The organism is Mycolicibacterium agri (assembly GCF_002553505.1).
Taxonomy (GTDB): domain Bacteria; phylum Actinomycetota; class Actinomycetes; order Mycobacteriales; family Mycobacteriaceae; genus Mycobacterium; species Mycobacterium agri.
Genome location: NZ_PDCP01000001.1, coordinates 1 through 19,613, shown reverse-complemented (window position 1 = coordinate 19,613; position 19,613 = coordinate 1). Strand labels below are relative to the sequence as shown.

General features: G+C 65.3%; 18 protein-coding genes and 1 pseudogene. 7 read left to right on the top strand and 12 right to left on the bottom strand.

Features of this window, described 5'->3' with window-relative positions; translation table 11 throughout:
* Positions 1-55: 55 nt before the first annotated feature.
* Positions 56-1,765, top strand: coding sequence for an adenylate/guanylate cyclase domain-containing protein (locus CQY20_RS00095; RefSeq protein WP_234816026.1), 1,710 nt, complete (start codon positions 56-58; stop codon positions 1,763-1,765).
* Here CQY20_RS00095 and topA read toward each other — a convergent pair.
* The 3 genes from topA to cspA form a co-directional block, all read right to left on the bottom strand.
* The gene (gene topA / locus CQY20_RS00090; RefSeq protein WP_097937617.1) at positions 1,762-4,554 is read right to left on the bottom strand and encodes a type I DNA topoisomerase; all 2,793 of its coding nucleotides are present in this window, start codon (positions 4,552-4,554) and stop codon (positions 1,762-1,764) included. The genes CQY20_RS00095 and topA overlap by 4 nt on opposite strands.
* 148 nt (positions 4,555-4,702) lie before the next feature.
* A complete protein-coding gene (locus CQY20_RS00085; RefSeq protein ID WP_097937616.1) occupies positions 4,703-5,281 on the bottom strand; it encodes a hypothetical protein in 579 nt (192 codons plus the stop codon).
* A gap of 194 nt (positions 5,282-5,475) precedes the next feature.
* On the bottom strand, positions 5,476-5,679 hold the full coding sequence (gene cspA, locus CQY20_RS00080; protein ID WP_097937615.1) for a cold shock protein CspA: 204 nt from the start codon (positions 5,677-5,679) through the stop codon (positions 5,476-5,478).
* A 268-nt stretch (positions 5,680-5,947) separates the two neighbouring features.
* Between cspA and CQY20_RS00075 the strand changes: the two genes are divergently transcribed.
* Positions 5,948-8,272, top strand: coding sequence for a DNA 3'-5' helicase SftH (locus CQY20_RS00075; RefSeq protein ID WP_097937614.1), 2,325 nt, complete (start codon positions 5,948-5,950; stop codon positions 8,270-8,272).
* Positions 8,273-8,558: 286 nt separating this feature from the next.
* Positions 8,559-9,659 (top strand): PAS domain-containing protein, encoded by a 1,101-nt coding sequence (locus CQY20_RS00070; RefSeq protein ID WP_097937613.1) that lies wholly within the window; start codon positions 8,559-8,561, stop codon positions 9,657-9,659.
* Here CQY20_RS00070 and CQY20_RS00065 read toward each other — a convergent pair.
* From CQY20_RS00065 to CQY20_RS00040, 6 genes and pseudogenes are all read right to left on the bottom strand, one after another.
* Positions 9,656-10,054 carry an Rv3654c family TadE-like protein gene (locus CQY20_RS00065; protein WP_097937612.1) on the bottom strand — a complete coding sequence of 133 codons (399 nt, stop codon included), beginning with the start codon at positions 10,052-10,054 and terminating at the stop codon, positions 9,656-9,658. The genes CQY20_RS00070 and CQY20_RS00065 overlap by 4 nt on opposite strands.
* Positions 9,960-10,235 carry a TadE family type IV pilus minor pilin gene (locus tag CQY20_RS00060; protein WP_097937777.1) on the bottom strand — a complete coding sequence of 92 codons (276 nt, stop codon included), beginning with the start codon at positions 10,233-10,235 and terminating at the stop codon, positions 9,960-9,962. Before CQY20_RS00060 ends, CQY20_RS00065 begins: the two co-directional genes overlap by 95 nt.
* A gap of 53 nt (positions 10,236-10,288) precedes the next feature.
* A complete protein-coding gene (locus CQY20_RS00055; protein WP_097937611.1) occupies positions 10,289-10,492 on the bottom strand; it encodes a DUF4244 domain-containing protein in 204 nt (67 codons plus the stop codon).
* Positions 10,493-10,543: 51 nt separating this feature from the next.
* Positions 10,544-11,113: a type II secretion system F family protein gene (locus tag CQY20_RS00050; protein ID WP_097937610.1), complete on the bottom strand. Its 570-nt coding sequence runs from the start codon at positions 11,111-11,113 to the stop codon at positions 10,544-10,546.
* Positions 11,110-11,865, bottom strand: a complete 756-nt coding sequence (locus tag CQY20_RS00045) for a type II secretion system F family protein (RefSeq protein ID WP_234816044.1) — start codon at positions 11,863-11,865, stop codon at positions 11,110-11,112. Before CQY20_RS00045 ends, CQY20_RS00050 begins: the two co-directional genes overlap by 4 nt.
* Before the next feature lie 17 nt (positions 11,866-11,882).
* Positions 11,883-12,194, bottom strand: a pseudogene (locus CQY20_RS00040) (TadA family conjugal transfer-associated ATPase); the annotation flags it as partial.
* Positions 12,195-12,308: 114 nt separating this feature from the next.
* Between CQY20_RS00040 and CQY20_RS00035 the strand changes: the two are divergent.
* From CQY20_RS00035 to CQY20_RS00025, 3 genes are read left to right on the top strand one after another with little or no spacing between them, the layout of a single operon-like run.
* A complete protein-coding gene (locus CQY20_RS00035) occupies positions 12,309-13,517 on the top strand; it encodes a tyrosine-type recombinase/integrase (protein ID WP_097937608.1) in 1,209 nt (402 codons plus the stop codon).
* Positions 13,511-16,183, top strand: coding sequence for a tyrosine-type recombinase/integrase (locus CQY20_RS00030; RefSeq protein WP_109789711.1), 2,673 nt, complete (start codon positions 13,511-13,513; stop codon positions 16,181-16,183). The genes CQY20_RS00035 and CQY20_RS00030 overlap by 7 nt, the downstream gene beginning before the upstream one ends.
* The gene (locus tag CQY20_RS00025) at positions 16,173-16,763 is read left to right on the top strand and encodes an MreC domain-containing protein (protein WP_097937607.1); all 591 of its coding nucleotides are present in this window, start codon (positions 16,173-16,175) and stop codon (positions 16,761-16,763) included. Before CQY20_RS00030 ends, CQY20_RS00025 begins: the two co-directional genes overlap by 11 nt.
* A gap of 83 nt (positions 16,764-16,846) precedes the next feature.
* On the opposite strand, the gene CQY20_RS00020 is transcribed toward CQY20_RS00025, so the two are convergent.
* Positions 16,847-17,092: a hypothetical protein gene (locus CQY20_RS00020; RefSeq protein WP_234816024.1), complete on the bottom strand. Its 246-nt coding sequence runs from the start codon at positions 17,090-17,092 to the stop codon at positions 16,847-16,849.
* A 157-nt stretch (positions 17,093-17,249) separates the two neighbouring features.
* Between CQY20_RS00020 and CQY20_RS00015 the strand changes: the two genes are divergently transcribed.
* Positions 17,250-17,570: a type II toxin-antitoxin system Phd/YefM family antitoxin gene (locus tag CQY20_RS00015; protein ID WP_097937606.1), complete on the top strand. Its 321-nt coding sequence runs from the start codon at positions 17,250-17,252 to the stop codon at positions 17,568-17,570.
* A 364-nt stretch (positions 17,571-17,934) separates the two neighbouring features.
* On the opposite strand, the gene CQY20_RS00010 is transcribed toward CQY20_RS00015, so the two are convergent.
* Positions 17,935-18,159, bottom strand: coding sequence for a hypothetical protein (locus CQY20_RS00010; RefSeq protein ID WP_234816023.1), 225 nt, complete (start codon positions 18,157-18,159; stop codon positions 17,935-17,937).
* A partial coding sequence (locus CQY20_RS34725; protein WP_337424778.1) for a type ISP restriction/modification enzyme occupies positions 18,141-19,613 on the bottom strand: 1,473 nt, incomplete at its 5' end. The genes CQY20_RS00010 and CQY20_RS34725, both read right to left, overlap by 19 nt.

The window sequence follows — 19,613 nt, the reverse complement described above, 5'->3', positions numbered from 1 at the left end:
ACACGTCCGTCCCAGACCACCTTTTCTGGTCTCCACGGCCCGATACGGTTGACAGGTGACCACCGCGCCAGAACCGATCGGACGAATCAAGGCATTCGTCCGCTGGGTCGCGCGCACCCCATGGCCGGTGTTCACGCTGGGCATGCTGCAGGCCGACATCATCGGCGCGCTGTTCGTCCTTGGCTTTCTGCGGTTCGGCCTGCCGCCTGAAGACCGCATCCAGCTGCAGGATCTGCCCGCGTTCAACCTGGCGATCTTCCTGGGCTACCTGTTCCTGTCGTTCACCATCGGAGCCTATGTCAGCCTGCGGCTGCTGATCCCGGTGATGCGGTGGCAGCGCCGCGACAGCATGCTCACCGACACCGACCCCGCCGCCACCGAACTGGCGCGCACCAGGGCGCTGAGAATGCCCTTCTATCGCACGCTGATCAGCGTCACGAACTGGTTCCTGGGGTCGATCGTCTTCATCGTCGCCAGCTGGCCCGTGGCCAGCCACTCGGCGCCCGTCGTCGCGGTCGCCACCGCGCTGGGCGCCACCGCGACGGCGATCATCGGTTACCTGCAGTCCGAGCGGGTGCTGCGGCCGGTCGCGGTCGCCGCCCTGCGCGGCGGCGTACCCGAGAACTACCGCGCCGCGGGCGTCATCCTGCGCCAGGTGCTGACGTGGGTGCTGTCCACCGGGGTTCCGGTCCTGGCCATCATCTTGGCGTTGGTGGCCAGCAAGTTCCAGATCCTCACGGCCTCCCCCGACCGGCTGACGACGCCGATCCTCATCATGGCCATCGCCGCACTGGTCGTCGGCCTGGCCGGCACGGTGTTGGTGGCCATGGCCATCGCCGACCCGCTGCGCCAATTGCGTTGGGCGCTCGGCGAAGTGCAGCGCGGCAATTACAACGCCCACATGCAGATCTACGACGCCAGCGAACTGGGGCTGCTGCAGGCCGGCTTCAACGACATGGTGCGCGACCTCGCCGAACGGCAGCGGCTGCGTGACCTCTTCGGCCGTTACGTGGGCGAAGACGTGGCCCGCCGCGCCCTGGAGCGCGGCACCGAACTGGGCGGCCAGGAGCGCGACGTCGCCGTGCTGTTCGTCGATCTGGTCGGCTCGACGCAGCTGGCCTCCACCCGGCCCGCCGCCGAGGTCGTCAACCTGCTCAACGATTTCTTCCGCGTCGTCGTCGACACCGTGAACCGCCACGGCGGCTTCGTCAACAAGTTCCAGGGCGATGCGGCGCTGGCGATCTTCGGCGCGCCGATCGAACACCCGGACGCGTCCGGCGCTGCGCTGGCCGCCTCCCGGGAACTGCACGACGAACTGCTCAACGTGCTGGGCTCCGATATCGAGTTCGGCATCGGGGTGTCCGCGGGCCGCGCGATCGCCGGGCACATCGGCGCTCAGGCGCGTTTCGAGTACACCGTGATCGGCGACCCGGTCAACGAGGCGGCCCGCCTCACGGAGCTGGCCAAGCTGGAGGAGGGTCATGTGCTCGCGTCGGCCATCGCGGTCAGCGGCGCGCTGGACGCCGAGGCGCTGTGCTGGGACGTCGGCGAGATCGTCGAACTGCGCGGCCGCACGGCCCCGACCCAGCTGGCCCGTCCGCTGAACCTCGTCGACCCCAACCAGCAGACCGACGAGGCCGCTGAACAGCAGCCCGACGAAGACAGAGAAGTCGCTGCGAAAGCACAGACCGACGGCGCGGCCTCGCAACCCTCACAAGCCGGGCCCAAGGATCGTCAGGCCGAAGACGCCGAGGCGCGCAGCTAGCTGCCCTTGGCGGCCTTCTTGGCGGGCGCCTTCTTCGCCGCCTTTTTGGCGGTCTTCTTCGCGGTGCGCTTGACCGGGCCGCGCGCACGGCGGTCGGCGAGCAACTCGGCGGCGCGCTCGTCGGTGATCGACAGCACGTCGTCACCCTTGCGCAGGCTGGCGTTGGTCTCGCCGTCGGTGACGTACGGGCCGAACCGGCCGTCCTTGATCACCATCTTCTTGCCGGTCGCCGGGTCCTCACCCAGCTCCCGCAGCGGAGGAGCCGCAGCCCGTTGTCCCGCACGGCGTTTCGGCTCGGCGTAGATCTTCAAGGCCTCTTCGAGCGTGATGTCGAACAGTTGCTCTTCGCTGGCCAACGAGCGAGAGTCGTTGCCGCGCTTCAGATACGGCCCGTAGCGGCCGTTCTGCGCGGTGATCTCCTCACCGGTGTTGGGGTCGACGCCGACGACACGCGGCAGCGACAGCAGCTTCAACGCGTCCTCGAGTGTGACGGTGTCCAAGCTCATCGACCGCAGCAGCGACGCGGTGCGCGGCTTGGGACCCGTCGGCTTCTTGCCCTTCTTCGCCGTCACACCGTCTTCCGGATCCTCGGGTTCGGGCAGGACCTCGGTCACGTACGGGCCGTACCGGCCATCCTTGGCGACGATCTCGTGGCCGGTCTGCGGGTCGACGCCCAGCACGCGCCCCTCTTGCGGTGTGGCGAAAAGCTTTTCGGCCAGCTCGAGGGTGAGCTCATCCGGGGTCAGCGAGTCGTTCAAGTTCGCGCGCTGCGGCTTGGGCTCGCCGTCCTCGCCGATGATCATGCGCTCCAGATACGGGCCGTTCTTGCCGACGCGGACGTAGATCGGGCGCCCTTCTTCGTCGTCAAAAAGCTTGATGGAGTTGACTTCTCGCGCGTCTATGCCTTCGAGGTTGACACCGACAAGCTTCTTCAGCCCGCCCGAGCGCGCGATCGACTCGGGCACCCCGTGATCGCCGCCGAAGTAGAAGTTGTTGAGCCACGTGGTGCGCTGCTCGTTGCCCGCGGCGATCTCGTCGAGCTCGTCTTCCATCGCGGCGGTGAAGCCGTAGTCGACCAGCCGGCTGAAGTGCTGCTCGAGCAGGCCGGTGACGGCGAACGCCACCCACGACGGCACCAGGGCGCTGCCCTTCTTGTGCACATAGCCGCGGTCCTGGATGGTCTTGATGATCGACGAGTACGTCGACGGGCGACCGATGCCCAGATCCTCCAGCGCCTTGATCAACGACGCCTCGGTGTAGCGCGGGGGCGGCGTGGTGGTGTGCCCGTCGGGCGTCAGCTGCTTGGCGTCCACCCGCTGGCCCTCGGTCAGGTTCGGCAGCCGGCTCTCGGCGTCGTCGGACTCGCCGCCGGCCAGCTCGTCGATGCTCTCGACGTAGGCCTTCAGGAAGCCGGCGAACGTGATGGTCCGGCCGCTGGCGTTGAACACCACCTGCTGCCCGTCGCGGGACTGCCCGGAGATGCGCAGCGACAGCGTCGTGCCGCGCGCATCGGCCATCTGGGAGGCCACGGTGCGCTGCCAGATCAGCTCGTAGAGCCGGAACTCGTCGGTGTCCAGCTCGCTGTGCAGCTGCCCCGGCGTGGCGAACACGTCGCCGGCGGGCCGGATCGCCTCGTGCGCCTCCTGCGCGTTCTTCACCTTGCGGGTGTACTGCCGCGGCGTCGGATGCACGTACTCCTCGCCGTAGAGCTGGCGGGCCTGGTTGCGCGCGGCGTTGATGGCCGACTCCGACAGCGTGGTGGAGTCGGTACGCATATAAGTGATGTAGCCGTTCTCGTAGAGCCGCTGCGCGATGCTCATCGTGCGCTCCGAGGAGAACCGCAGCTTGCGGCCCGCCTCCTGCTGCAGCGTCGACGTCATGAACGGCGCATACGGCCGCCGCGTGTAGGGCTTCTGCTCGACCGAGGTGACCTGCAGCTGCACACCACGCAGCCCCGAGGCCAACGCGCCCGCGCTGGCCTCGTCGAGCACCAGCACCTCGTCGGGCTTCTTCAGCTCACCCAGCGAGTCGAAGTCGCGGCCGGTGGCCACCCGCTTGCCGTCGACGATGTTCAGCTTGGCCGCAAAGGTCGGCGGCGTGGCCTGCGGATCGGAGACGCTGGCGTCCAGTTCGGCGGTGACGTCCCAGTAGGCGGCGCTGCGGAACGCCATCCGCTCGCGTTCGCGCTGGACGATGATGCGGGTCGCCACCGACTGCACGCGGCCGGCCGACAGCTTCGGCGCGACCTTCTTCCACAGCACCGGGCTGACCTCGTAGCCGTACAGCCGGTCCAGGATGCGGCGGGTCTCCTGCGCGTCGACCAGATCGTTGTCCAGGTCGCGCGGATGCTCGGCGGCGTTGCGGATCGCCGGCTCGGTGATCTCATGGAACACCATCCGCTTGACCGGGACGCGCGGCTTGAGCGTCTCGAGCAGATGCCAGGCGATGGCCTCGCCCTCGCGGTCGCCGTCCGTCGCGAGATAGAGCTCGTCGACGTTCTTGAGCTTGTCTTTCAGCTCCCTGACGGTGCTCTTCTTCTCCGGGCTGATGATGTAGAGCGGCTCGAAGTTGTGGTCGACGTCGACGCCGAGGCGGGCCCACGGCTCCGACTTGTACTTGGCGGGCACGTCGGCGGCGTTGCGCGGCAGGTCGCGGATGTGGCCGCGGGACGACTCCACGATGTAGTCGGAGCCCAGGTAACTGGCAATTTTGCGTGCCTTGGTAGGCGACTCGACAATGACGAGTCGCCGCACGCTACCGTTGCGGCCGCCGCCGCGGTCTTCAGCCAACTGTGCCTACGCTCCACTTCTATATTTGCCGTCCGGTGCCAGATCTATGCGTTTTCCACTATCCGTCGCCCGTTAGCACCTGACAATTTCGCACCCCGGACGTGCCGACGCAAACTGGCCCCTCCCCTGTCAAGCCCCTTTCGACGTCCTACAACCGAGGCCAATGCGAGAACGCTTCCACGTCCGCAGGAGGTTCCCCGACGTTCTCTACCAGGCGCGATAGGCGTCGACGGCCGCTGATCCGCAGCGCCGGACGCGAGCCGCGGGTGCCGATCAGGGTCGGCGCGATCCCGACACGCATCAGCGCCGAGGCCAGTGGCGAATATGTGTCAGGCGCGTGCGGGTCCAGCCCCAGCAGGTAGCGATCCGCCTCCGGGGTGCCTGCCGCCAGCGTCCAGGCCCGCAGCTCGCGCGGGCCGGGCAGCCACTGCGGCGGCACCGTCTTGACCGCGCCCCTGGTCCACTCGGCGGCGATGCCGAGCAGCCGCGAATCCACCGCGGTGCGCACCAGCGGCGTGTTCTCGTCGGTGCGGGCGATCTCGGGCTCCAGGTCGGCCTCGACGATCATCTCGGCCAGCGCGACCGCCCGCCACAGATCGTCGACCACCACCGACAGCCGTGCGCCGCCGCCGACGACCACCACCTGGCCCGGCCCGGCAAGCAGCCCCGTGAGGTCGGCGACCGCGGGCGGTACCGACTCTGCCGAGAAGAACGACAGCTGGCTCACGCCAACGACAGTAGGCCAGTCGACCGCGCTCGGGGGGCCGTCGCGGCCACCGCCGCGCCGGAAGTTCTACCGAAAATCTGGGCCGGGTCGTGCGGCGCGCGTATGGAGCGCCGCACGCAGGGCACAGAGAAACGAAAACCCCCCGCCGGTCTGGTTGGACTATGCGGGGGGTGATCGTTCAGGTTCGATTTCTCTCAGATGGACCGAACGCCGGTTGCCTGCGGGCCCTTGGGGCTCTGACCGACCTCGAACTCAACCTTCTGGTTCTCTTCCAGAGTCCGGAAGCCGGTTCCCTGAATCTCCGTGTAGTGGACAAACACGTCGGCGGAGCCGTCCTCGGGCGCGATGAACCCGAAGCCCTTCTCCGCGTTGAACCACTTCACAGTTCCCTGTGGCATCTTTCGATCTTTCCTTCTCTTCTTACCGGGTGCGGTCCACCGACTTCCGGCGTACCGGGCCCGTTCCGACCGCCATACCTTCGTGGAGTCGTCGGAACTTGACCCGACCTACAACCCTCGCAGGAACCGCGATCGCAACGTCGATCCTGCGGGTGCATATATACACGAACACAGAAGCTGCGACCGCCCATAGTCAATCATGTTCGGGGCCTCCGCGACAGTCTTGCCACATCACTTGAGGAACAATTCGCTTACAGGAGGGTCAACAATGTCGGATTTCGGCCGCGAGCTGCTCGCGTGCGCGGTCGAGGGCACCAGCCCGGACGAGAAGCCGGTGCGGCACGTCGCCGATCTGCCGCCGCGGCGTGCCCGGCCACGCTCGTGGCCGCACTGGGCGGACCCGGATGTGCTGCGGGCGTTCCATGATCGCGGCATCACCGAGCCGTGGTCGCACCAGGTGGAGGCGGCCAACCTGGCTCACGACGGTCGTCATGTGGTGCTCAGCACCGGCACCGCGTCGGGCAAGTCGCTGGCCTACCAACTGCCGATCTTGACGGCGTTCGCCACCGATCCCCGTGCCCGCGCGCTGTATCTGTCGCCGACGAAGGCCCTTGGGCACGACCAGTTGCGGGCCGCGCAGGCCCTCACCGATGCCGTCGAGAAGTTGGCGTCGGTGGCGCCGAGCGCGTACGACGGCGACAGCCCCAGCGAGGTGCGGCGTTTCGCGTGCGAGCGATCGCGCTGGATCTTCTCCAACCCCGACATGATTCACCTGTCGCTGCTGCGCAACCACGCCAGGTGGGCAGTGTTCCTGCGCAACCTGCGCTACATCGTCGTCGACGAATGCCACTACTATCGCGGCGTTTTCGGATCCAACGTGGCGATGGTGTTGCGCCGCCTGCTGCGGTTGTGCACCCGCTATTCGCCCGATCACTCGATGCCGACGGTGATCTTCGCCAGCGCGACGACCGCGTCGCCCGCGGCCACAGCGTCGGAATTGATCGGGCAGACGGTCCACGAGGTCACCGATGACGGCTCACCGCAGGGCGCGCGCACCGTCGCGCTGTGGGAGCCGGCACTGCTCACCGATCTGGTCGGGGAAAACGGTGCACCCGTACGCCGTTCCGCCGGGGCGGAAGCGGCCAGGGTGATGGCCGATCTGATCGCCGAGGGCGCGCGCACGCTGACGTTCGTCCGGTCCCGCCGCGGCGCCGAACTGACCGCGTTGAGTGCGCGCTCCCGACTGGAGGAGATCGCCCCGGAGTTGACGGAACGGGTCGCCTCCTATCGCGCCGGGTATCTCGCCGAAGACCGCCGCGAACTCGAACGCGCGCTGGCCGAAGGCGACCTGCGCGGGTTGGCGAGCACCAACGCGCTGGAACTCGGCGTCGACATCGCAGGCCTGGATGCCGTGGTGCTGGCCGGTTTTCCGGGCACGGTCACGTCGTTCTGGCAGCAGGCGGGCCGCTCCGGCCGCCGCGGGCAGGGCGCGCTGATCGTGCTGATCGCGCGCGACGATCCGTTGGACACCTACCTGGTGCATCACCCGGCCGCGCTGTTGGACAAGCCGATCGAACGGGTGGTCATCGATCCGACTAACCCGTTCGTTCTCGGGCCGCAATTGCTGTGTGCTGCAACCGAACTGCCGTTGACCGACGCCGAGGTGCGGGCATGGAATGCCGAAGAGGTCGCCGACGCCCTTGTCGACGACGGCCTGTTGCGTCGACGGCCCAGCGGTTACTTCCCCAGCCCAGGCCTCGATCCGCATCCGGCCGTGGACATTCGCGGGTCCTCCGGCGGTCAGATCGCAATCCTGGAAACCGAAACGGGCCGACTGCTCGGCAGCGCTGATGCGGGCCGCGCGCCCGCGACCGTGCATCCCGGCGCGGTCTATCTACATCAGGGCGAGTCGTATGTGGTCGACTCGCTCGACTTCGAAAACGGTGTCGCGTTCGTGCATGCCGACGATCCGGGCTACACGACGTTCGCGCGGGAACTCACCGACATCACGGTCACCGGCCCGGGTGAGCGAAAGACTTTCGGCGCGATCACCATTGGCTTGGTTCCGGTGTGCGTGAGCAATACGGTGATCGGCTATCTGCGTCGCGAGTTGAGCGGCGAGGTCATCGACTTCGTCGAGCTCGAGATGCCGACGCGCGACTTGGAAACCAAAGCGGTCATGTGCACTATCACGCCGGAAGCGCTGCAGGACAACGGGATCGATCCGTTGCAGTTCCCCGGGGCGCTGCACGCCGCCGAGCACGCGGCGATCGGACTGCTGCCGCTGGTGGCCAGCTGTGACCGCGGCGACATCGGCGGACTGTCCACCGCGGTGGGACCGGTCGACGGGTTGCCGACGATCTTCGTCTACGACGGTTACCCGGGTGGCGCCGGCTTCGCCGACCGCGGCTATCACCAGTTGGCCACCTGGTGGGGCGCGACGGCCGACGCGATCGAGGCCTGCGAATGCCCGAACGGCTGCCCGTCGTGTGTGCAGTCTCCGAAATGCGGGAACGGGAACGACCCGTTGGACAAGGCCGGCGCCGTGCGCGTGCTGCGGCTTGTGCTTCGCGAGATGGTGGCCTGGCAATAAGAAGAAAATGGAACACGGCGACGGCCGCCCCCGTGGACCAGCAATCGACGGTGCCGGATCGGGCACGCCGAACGCCCAAACACTTGAGACGAATCGACATACAACGCAATTCGTTGTCGTCTCAAAACGCCAGGCGCACAGGTAAAGTACCTCGTAGCAGCCCTTCGAGCAACTTGGCGTTCGATTTACGGCGGCGCCAAATTCATGGTCTATACCATGAAACGACGAATTTCGTCGTCGCCTCGCGTTGCGTGTCCGCAAACCGCAGCCCGGTAAAATTCAGGCAATGAGCCACGACTGGCTGCTCGTGGAGACGTTAGGTGGCGAACCGGTTGTGGTCGCCGACGGTCGCGTAACCAAGAATCTCATCCCGATCAGCGTATTTTTGCGACGAAGTCCGGATTTGATGGCGATTCAAACGGCGGTTTCCGAAACAGTTCAGTCCGGTGAAGCCATGAGCACCATCACGCCGAAAAATGACCGCGTGATTCGTACCGAACCCGTCGTGATGTCCGATGGGCGGCTCCATGGCGTGCACGTTTGGATCGGCCCGATCGGCATGGAACCGCCGGAGCGGTCCGTTCCAGGGCCCCTGATCTGGGACCTGACGGCCGGGGTGGCCACCGACACCAAGGAGTCCATCTACAACAGCGGCAGGGACCCGTCGACGGCGGACACCCTTCACCGCACCCTTGCCGAAGACCAGCCGATGCGGGAGGCCAAGCCGACTGAGGCCAAGGTGCTGGCGATGGCGCTCAAAGCCGAGCCCGGCATGACGATGTGCGACACCTGGACCGTCACCGACTACAAGGGCGAGACGATATCGGTCGGCTTCGTGGCCCGCGCGAACATGGAGGCGCAGGAGGACGGCAGCGAGCACCTGATCTGTCGCGCGATGAACTGGCGTGCCGAACCGGTGGGCCCGGCGCTGCCTGCCGACCACCTCGAGCCGGACGTCGTCGATGGGCCCGCGCGCCCCGGAGTGCACCGGGCGCTGGTCGATCCGGTGAACTGGACGCTGTTGAAGTGGCTCGATGACCCCGCCCCGTTCTTCGACTGGCGGGCCCGCGAGGCCGGCAGGGAATCGGTCAATCCCGCCGACGCCATGCACATGGCGCGCATGACGCTGGAGTTCGCCAACGGCGCCACCACCGGGGTGTTGCGGCTGCCCGCCAACGATGGCGGCTGGGTTCCCGTGCACCTGACGATCAATCGCGTTGAGTTGGAACCCGATACGTTCGCAGCCGTGGTCGCGTTCCGAAGGCCCACCGACGAGGAACTGCAGATCGTGAACCTCGACGAAGACGGCGGTTCTGACGACGTATCGGGCAAGAAGGCGCGAAAGAGCAAGAAGGACAAGAAGAAAAAGAAGGGCAAAGTCGACTAGACCGGTCCGGCCCGCGCGGCGGCCTTTGCCGGACCGGCGCTGACGGTCACCACCACGTCGAGCGCGTCGGCGGTGCAGCCGGTCACCTCAACCCCCATCCTGGTTGCGATCAGCGACGCCTTCCCGCAGGCCGCCCCTGCGCCTGCCGGGAGTGCAGCGGCAGCGGCCAACGCCGCCAGGTCGGCCGCGGCTTGCGCGCGGTGCCGCGCGATCACCGCCGAGGCGATGTGGACGCCCCCAACGGTCACCGCGACCAGGACCGCCATCATCGCCACGGCGATCAGCGTGGCCGCGCCGCGGTCATCGCGCACCCGGCTCGCGAGCCGCCACCGCTTCCGCTCGAATCGTGATGCCCGGCAACAGAAGCGAGTGCGCCGACACCGCAGCCACCACATAATCGCCTTCCTCCTGCATCTGCAGGCGCGCGCCGAACGGGGCGATGTCATGGGCTGCCTGCATTGCGTCGCCGTCGTCGCCGCGAGCCGCCAACCGGGCCGCCTCCCGCGCGGCGTCGATACAGCGCACCTGCATCGACAGCGCGGTCAGGCCTGCAACGCACAACAGCAGCACCACCATCAGTGCTGCGATCGCGAACGCCGCTTCGACGGTGGTGGCGCCGCGCTCGCCGATCAAACGTTGGTGTTGAGCGCCCGGTTGATGATGTTCGTCAACGCCGTCACAATGGAGTCGCCGGTGACGACGGTGTACAGGATTGCGCCGAACGCCGCCGCGGCAATCGTGCCGATAGCGTATTCGACGGTAGACATGCCCTCGTCGTCGACGAGCAACAGTGTCAGTCTCGCCTTCGCTTCGCGAATCATACTCGCCGCCATCGCTTTTCCCTTCCATTGGTTCCTCTGGTTCCTCGTGACGTAGTTTCACGTTCATGACAGCCCCGATCGCAGCACGTCACCTGCCAGCCCGGCGACGATCGGCACGATGCCCAGACAGACGAACGCGGGCAGGTAGCACACCCCGAGCGGCCCGGCGATCAGCACCGAGGCGCGCTGGGCACGCGACTCGGCCGCCGCGGCCGCCTGACTGCGGGACTGGTCGGCGAGGTCGGCAACGCCTTGCGCCAGCGCCGAGCCCGAGGCCGCCGATCGACGTGCCAGCCGCAGCAGGGCCTCACCCTGGCTGTCGAGCGGCAGCGCGGGATTGGTCCAGGCCGCAGCGGGATCCGCGCCAAGGGCCAGCATGTCTGCGGCCCGTGTGAGCACACCGGCGAGCGCCGCAGGTGCCGACGACGCAGCCGCGGCTGCCGCAGTCGACACCGCCATCCCCGAGTTGAGGCAAGCGGCAAACACGTCGAAGGTCGACGCGACGGCCAACGCATCCGCGTCCCGCGGCGCTGAATCCTTCGCCCTCGTATCGTCTGCCGCGCGCACGTGTGCCCGCGTCGGTCTTCCACCGAGCAGCAGGGCCGCCGCCAACAACACCGCCGCCCAGCTCATGTCAGCGCACCCCCGGTGATGCGATCCGACCACAGCAGGCCGCAGCAAGCCAGCGTCACGCCGACGACAAGCAGCCATCCGCCCGCCCCGCCCGACGTCAGAAACCCGACCGGATCCGCGCCGATGAGCTCCCCCAGCCCGATGCCCAGCACCGGCAAGCCCGCCAGCACTGCCGCCGTCGTCCGCGCACCGGCCATGCCGGCATCAACACGGTCCGAAAACTGTTGCCGTTCAACGACGTCACGCTGAGCCGCACGCATCAGAGTGGCAATCGCCAGGCCGTGCCGCTGCGCCAACCGCCAGAACAGCGCGAGCCGCTCCCAGTGCCCCGGCAGGCGCGACGACCGCGCGACCTGACGCAGTCCGGCGGCCACGTCGGCCCCTAGCCGCGCCCTGGCCGCGACGGCGCCCATGTTCGCCGACACGGGGCCCGTGACCTCCCGGGCCGCCACATCGAACGCGGCGACCGGGTGGGCACCGGCGCGCAGTTCACCGACCAGAACGTCCAGTGCGCTCTGCAACGCACGCGCTTCGCGCGTCCGTGCCCGGTGCACCATCCGAGTCCGCCACCGCAGAAGCAACGTGGCGGCCAGAATCACCGACGCGACCACCATTGGCAGCGGCAGAACCATCGCCGTCGCGGCAGCGACGACGGCCGAGACGGCCTTGAGCGGGAACCGGCGGTGATGCCTGTGCGACTGCCACATCCGGAGTCGCGACGGTCCCGGCGCGATCAGGATGGCCGCCGCCATGGCCAGCGCCGCGGCCGTCACAGCGCGCCCCGCACGGTCAGTAGAGCGGTGAGATCGTCTGCGCCGCTGCCCTTTCCGGCTTCAGCATGCCAGGCGGTCGACACCCCGACGAGGCCGTCGCCGTTCGGCCGCAGCACCGCGATCTCGTTGAGCCGTCGCTTGCCACCGTGGTCGCGCGCCACGTGCAGCAGCACCTGGACCGCCGCGGCGAGCTGACTGTGCAGGGCCATGCGGTCGAGGCCGCCGAGCACCGCCAGCGCCTCCAGCCGTGCAGGCACCTCGGCGGGGTTGTTCGCGTGCACGGTGCCGGCGCCGCCGTCGTGGCCGGTCTTACCGCCCGGCTTGCACGGCGTTCGCGACGTTCTTGGCGAGCCTCACCGGGCATGTCGCGAACGCGTGATAAGACTGCGTTCGTATCAATCACCGCTCCGGAAGGAGTCTTGGTGGGAGAGTTCGCCCGGTTTTCGGTACGGAAGATCCGCCACCCTGGTGGCCGGGTGTCTCATTGGATCGTTGACGCGAATTCTGAGGTCCACCGTCGTTCGCTGGATGTGCTTAAGCGCTACGGCCCGGGGACCCAGGCAACCTACGCCTACGGTTTGGCTGACCATCTCAACTGGGCGGCAGCAAATGGCAAGACCCCCGATCGCGTTACCCTTGACGACTTGTTGCGCTACATGAATGGCCTCACAGGTGCAGCAGAAGACGTATACGGCATCGCCTGGCGGCGGGCGGATCAACTGCCGTTGGGCCCGTCCGCAGCTAACAACGTTGCGACCATCGTGAAGGCGTACTACCTGTGCGTCGCCGCGAAATCACCCCAGGCGGTTCATCCGACGTTGATCGAGGGTCTCGGAGCCACTTCTGCAACCGTGCGCGGTAGGCGTACCGCCGCTAATCCGCTTTCGCCGAGGAAGCCGGCCCGCCGACCCCGCTATTTGTCTGACCAAGTTGTCGCAGCACTGTATGAGCCGGGTGTACTGCTTACAGCTCGTGACGTCATGATCGTGACTTGGCTTCACGACGGCGGTTTTCGGGTGGGCGGGTTATGCGGCCTCCGCTTCTCGGACCTTCATCTGAAACGCCACCATCCATGCGGTCAGCGTGCTGATCCGCACGTGCACCTTGTATCGCGCGACGACAACCCAAACGGAGCTCGCGCCAAGTCCAGATTTGTGTCGGGCGCGAGGCTCAGCGCAGACGGCCACGTGGTCGATGGGGTTATCCGAGCCGTGAGCCCGGACATGGTCAGCACTTTCTATGCCTACTTACTTGATGAATACCATCCGGTCCAATACGCGGTGACCCATGAGCAGGTGCTGATCCATACGCAGGGCACAACGGTGGGCGCTGCACTGACTACCGCTGGCATCCGCAAAATGCTGCGACGCGCATGCGGTCGGGCAGCGATTGATGTTCGCGTCACGCCCCACAGTTTTCGGCATAAGGCGGCCGCCGCGTTCTACGTCGCCTCGGACTTCAACGCTGACATGGTCGCACAGGAATTTGGTTGGGCTAGTCCAGAAATGGTGACCGATCTCTACGGCAAGTCCGCCAACCGTCACGCCATCACCTTCCTCAAGCAGGCCTGGGAGGCGACAGCACGTCCTCCAGTCGACGCGCATCTCAAGGAAAGTAGGGACGAATGGTGACCGCCATAGCTGAATTCGATACCGCCGCCATCCCAGTCGTCGATGCAAGCCGATCACCAGGGTTGAGTTTCGAACGGCGGTACGAAATCGTCAGCGAACAGTTCGCCGATTGGCTTGTGATGGAACCGATTCAATTCCCTCCGCAGCATCCGACCTATGGGTGGGCGTGTCGCGTTTCCGAGTGCGAAGGAGCAGTTGCGCCAACTCACACGACCTACCTCTGCGATAAGCACGCCAAGCAATATTCGCTGAGCAACCCCACCGCCGACGTCGAAGACTTCATTTCCAGCGCTGAACCGATCGATCGGTCACGAATCGGTTTCGCGCTTAAGCGGTTCCCCGAGTGCACAGTGGAACACTGCAGTCGCGAGGCGAGCGGACGCGGCCTGTGCACTGCGCACGCAAACTCGCTTGCGAAGGAAATAAAGCGTGGAGGAAGCGAGATAGCCTGGCGCCGGGGCGTCGTCAGCCGGTTATCGGCGTTACAGAGGTGCTCGTTGACCGGTTGCGCGCACGATGGCGCTCTTCTCACGCCCGATGGTGGACGCATCTGCCGATCCCACCACAGTCAGTGGCGACACTGGTTACGCACCGTGGGGGGCTCAGCAGATCTGGCCGCGTGGAGCGATTACCTAACCTCGTCATTACTACGAGACTCGCTCGGTGACGTGCAGAGCCGAGGGAAGGCTAGTCTCAGCGCCCTGCCATCTCGTCTGCAGGCAGAGATCCGTTTCGCGTTGCACCGGCATTGTCAGTTAAAACACCGCGTGAGAATAACCCCCGCCACAATTCGGGCCGGTGTCGATGCCTTGGCGCGCCATAACATTCAATCACTGGCTGAGAACGACCAGATGCAGACGGTCCTGACCTCCTGTCAGAACGCTTTGGTCCGTCGGGGACTTACGGCGCTCGCGTTCGCTGCTCGAAGCCTCACTGCCACAGACACATCCGCAAAGGAAGAGGGCTGGTTCGATCCAGTCGTCGTCGGCGCTGCGCCGTTTCCGGACACACAAACCCGTACGCGACGCAAGCCATGGGTCTTGACGGAAATCTCGCAGCGCTGGCTTCGCGACCTAGCTTGGGAGTTTTGCCGCGATATGGCCTTGCTGCCCGAGGGTAAGCGGCCGTCCGCAGCGACGGTCCACCAGCGGATGTGCGGAGCCGTTTGCCTATCAGGGTTTCTGCGTCAACATCGAGACGACGGGGGTGTAGACCCAGAAAAGCTAGGCCCAGACGACGCGAGCTTGCTCAAAGAGGTGTGGGACATATGGTTTCGAGAGAAGATCCCTATAGCTCGACTGACCAATACTCCTCTTCGGCAAGCGCCTGTGCTGACAACGCTCACCCGGATGGTTTACATGAAGTCAATACGGATCCTGTTGCAGCACAGCCGTGATCGACGCCGCACCTGCCCGGAATTGGACTCGTTCACCCTTGCATTGCCGATGATCTCACGACAACCCAACGCTCCCAGACCTCGACCGATGGCCTTCGGTGAGTTTCAGACCCTTGTTGCTCCGGCGAATATTCTCCGACTCGAGGCGGCAGATCGCGCTGACGTGGGGTTAGCCGACATCTGGCTGGTGCAGGCCTTCCAGGGCGGCCGAATCGGCGAGACTCTCGGATTACGGCTTGGCTGTATTGGTCTGGTGGGAAACGCTCAACCCTATATTTGGCGCGACATCACCAAGAATCGAATTGTCGACCATGGCGTCCCCTGTCACTTGCCGGTTTACGAACGATTGCTCGCGCGACAGGAGAAGACCCGATCGAAGTTGCGTAGGCGATATGGCGGAAAATTGTCCACTCTCAGCCCGCGGGAAAGGCAGCGGGTCGAAGACGGTTGGGAGCAGACGATGCCACTGTTCCCTCGCTCGGTGCGCAATCCGGACCTGGTCTTCGAACTCTCACAGGATGCGTTCCGGCGTTCATGGGGTCTCTGGCTGAAATCGCTGGGAGTGCGCAATCTCAAGACCCACCAAACTCGGGCGACCCTGGCGACCTCGTTGCTCAACAACGGTGCGCCGCCGGCCCTGGTTCGCCAGATGCTCGGACATTTTTCGCCCGAAGCGCTGGTGCACTATGCCAGCTACAACAACGAGTCGATGACGCGCCACCTTCAGCAGGTCTGGGCGGCCGGGCCAGGTATGGACAAACCGGGAACCATCTTGCTGCGACCCGCAGAACTTAACGGATGCAACCCCAGGGCGGCTGCTGATCGGATTGACTTGACGGTAATACCGGTCGAGCACGGACTGTGCCGTTACGGGCCCGTCGTAGGCGGATCCCAATGCCCTAAAGCTAAGCACTGCACTACAGCACCAGATGGTCCGTGCGAACACTTCGTGCTAACTGGAGCCGACCTGACCTACTGGGAACGCAAGCGCGACGCGGCCTACCATTTCGCCGAAGGTGCACCCAACAGCGACGCCCGCGACTACATCCTGAATCAGTGGGAGCCTTGGGAATCCGTCCTTAATAACCTCCGCGAAGCACTTAACGAACTCGGCCTTCTTGAGGAGGCCGAGAAGCTGGACTTGCGAACGCCACTACATGACTACTTCAATCCAATTTTCGCGACGGGGTGGCAAGTAACTGACTTGCACACGGGTGAAGCGAGCCACATACAAGCCGTGGAACAGGGAGCAGGAGAAGATGGGCAGTGATGCAAAGCCGCGTCGGCGACCGGTGGAAGCAATCGAATCCCGCACTCAGCGCAGTATCGAATGTGAACGGCGGGTCCGAAACGCATTGGCCCGACTGACCAAGAAGGGCGTCCCATTCACCGTTGAAGACGTCTGCGACCTCGCCGGGGTGAGCAAAACCTTCATCTACGACAAACGTCGTCCACTGTTGACGCAAGCCGTCATCCTCGCCAGAGACACGTCGCAAAATACACCCACCGAACCTGCAACCGAGGAACTCGGCGCTGCGACCGCCTCCTGGCGGGAGCGCGCAATCAACGCCGAGGCGCTCGCAAAATCCCTCCGAAACACCCTGCGGGACCGCGATGACCGGATCAGTGATCTCATCGGCCAGCTGTTCGATCCCCAGGGAAACCACCTGGCAGAGCAGAATGCCGAACTGCGTCGTCTCATGCGGACTCTGCATGAAAAGCTCCGCGCCGGAGAAGAAGAGAACGCCAAACTCCGGCGATCCCTTGCCTCTGCTCGAGCGAACGTCAAGCACGAACGTGAACGAAACGTCACCGCACTTACGGCGGGAACATCGTACTCTCACAGCTGACCGCCGATCAACGGTGACTGCTACGTCGTATATCGACAGCCTTTGCGGCACTGCCGATTTAGTTAGTGCATCAGCGCGGGGCGTTAGATTGAGCGCCGCCGCCACGCGGCGTCCATAACCTCGGAATTGTTCACGTCATTGGCGGCGTCGGCGGCGCGGTGCAGATCGTCGACGGTCATGCTGCGTGGTGCTGTTGCCCGGTCGTGGAGTCCGGGCGAATCGGCGCTGGGCTGGTTCATCTGCTCGCGGATGGCAGCCACGCGAGCTGCACGTTGCGGATCGGCCAATAGTTTGGCCAGGCGTGCGCTGCCACGATCTTGGGCGGTCATGGTTAGTCTCCCTACGCCCGATGGACCCATGCACCGACCTGGGTATTGCATCGGCGGTGCACCCATCGAGTGCTGATCTGATTCGTCATGCTTAAAACGGTAGCTGGACGCCGAGCCATTCGGGCCGCCATTCCAAAACAGTTAGCATCGGTCACTTGTGAAGTCGAACTCGATCACTTTGCTGGACATCCGGATCAATCTGGACGAGATTCTTTCTCGCATTGCAGCGGGAGAACATCTCGTCATCACTCGGCACGGTAAACCCGTTGCCGAGCTTCACCCCCTCCGGCCCGAAGGGCGTCGAAAAAGAGAGGTACCTCCGCCACGCCATCCCAAGCGTGCCGCCATCATGGGCGAGTACGACCGGCAACAACGCCTGCAGGCCATGGCATCAGCGATGAACGCGGCCGATGCTACGACGATGGATGAGTACCGGGCCGAAACCGCCGAGTGGGAAGAGCTCGACAGTCGTCAATGAACGTGTCGATTCGCGCCAGATCAGTGCCGAGTGAACAAGTCGGCCACAGCAGATTACCGGCGGTCATGGCGCGCGCCTATTTCGCGTCGTCGCCGCTCAGCTACCCGTGCGGCGTGCCGGGTGGACCTGAGCTGCCAACCCCACACAACCGCCATCGCTGACCGGAACGTCCCCCTGCTTCGCCAGCGGTTTAAGGAGCGCAGATGTGAAAAAGCCACTGATTCTGCAACAGCAACGAGCCTCTTGAGTTGCGGCTCGGCCCGGACGAGGGGGAGTTCCCGACGAAGCGTCCTGTCTCGCGAGCATGTGTTCGGGGCGAAGTCACCGAACGGCAGTTGCGCGGCCCCTCGGGGCATCGAGGGCCTCAGGTGCCGCCGAATGTGAAGCCGAGCTGTCCGTCCAAGCCCTCGCTCTGATCGCCTTGATCCGCCTCTGCGTAGTTGGGGATGCGCTGTACGTCATTGGCGTGGGGGCCAGGCCAAGTCACTCCGGCGGAGGCGAGGTCGGTGTAGCTCGCCACAGGTTTGGCGAGTATGGCGTTGAGCAAGTCGGCCTGCGCGGGCTCCAGCTCTACGAGGCGACTGAGCACCGACAGCAGGTCGATGAGTTCGCCGTTCCATTCCGTCGGCCAGGTCGTTGCGTTGATGTCGTCCAGAGGGCTGGTGCGGCGGCCGCTCGGGTTGCTCTTGCGATAGTTGAACCAAGATTTGACGACTTCTCGGCCCCGACGGTGTAACTCCAAACTGCCTGCGGGACGGGGCCGAATGAGCCTCCGCCGATGTGGATGGTGGCGGTACCGGGGTCGTAGGTCATTGCGGTCGGCATCGTGTTGACTGCGGTCAGGTTTGTGATGCGGTGCGGGTCACCCGCGGGGTATCGGACGTCGCTGCCGTGGATATCGGTGAACCGTTCGGCGTAGGTGTGTAGCCAGATCGCGTGCCGGCCGAGGTCGATGGCTTGTTGGAGCAGTTCGAGGTCGGTGGTGATCGGTACACGGATTCCAGGGGTGTCCAGTTCTTCGGTGAACTTTTCGGTGAATCCGGGATGGGCGGTGACGCCTGCGATGTATGCGATCAGGTCTTCGGCGGTGAGTTCGCGGCCACTGATTGTCGAGAGAGCTCCGAGGAGGCCTTTGGCGACGTTGGGTCGGCCGCCGGGGTGCAGCATCGGTAGTGCGCGGCCGCCTCGGTTGTTGAAGTGGTGGGCGTCGGGGATGAGGGCCGAGACCATGATGCCCGGCCCGTCGCTGACTGGTTGGGAATGTTGCTCGATTACGAACATCTGGCCGGGGAGCCGTGCTGCCCACAGTTCCGGGCGTGAGCGGTCCAGCAGTCGTCGGTCGGCGATTATCCATTGGCGATCGAATGAGCGGTAGCCGTATCGGACAATACGTGCGGTGTTGACATAGCTAGCTGTTTCGTTGTTGAACGCGCGGTCGGTGTGCGGTTCGGTATCCGAAGCGGCGAAGGGCTCTTTGCGCGCGGTCAATGACGATGTGTCGGTTTGCTTGAATAATACGGCCTTGCGGGTGTTATCAGGCTCTGCGACAAGCCGTTTGAGGCGCTCTTTGAGGACCGCGACGACAGGGGCACTGGGCCAGTTGCGGTTAGCCGTGATCCCGGTGCTGCTCCAGGGCAGCAGATCATTCAACGCGGGGTAGTCGTCCCACTGGGACTGGGCCGCAGGCGTGAACGGGGCCTGCCAGGTAGTGCGCGCCGGCTGCCACTGTGTGTCTTGGAGGTTCAGCTTGGCCAGGGCGTTGCACTTCTCTGCACGGTGACCGTGCACGGCGGTGTAGTGAATTTGGGCGGGGGTCTGCGGGTCACAGTGCGGGGTTCGGGTGAAGATGGCAATCGCCAGGGGTTGTTGGACGCCCGGGAAAATACGCGTAGCCACCTCGGGGCGTTGCCCTTCGGGCGAGACGTCGATGATCCAGCCTTCGGTGGTGTTGCGGCGTAGATACTCGTGGCTGTGACAGGTTGATTTGGCCCCGGTAGGACGGTCTGTTTTGGCCCCGTCCGCCCGACTCGCCGGTGCGGTTGT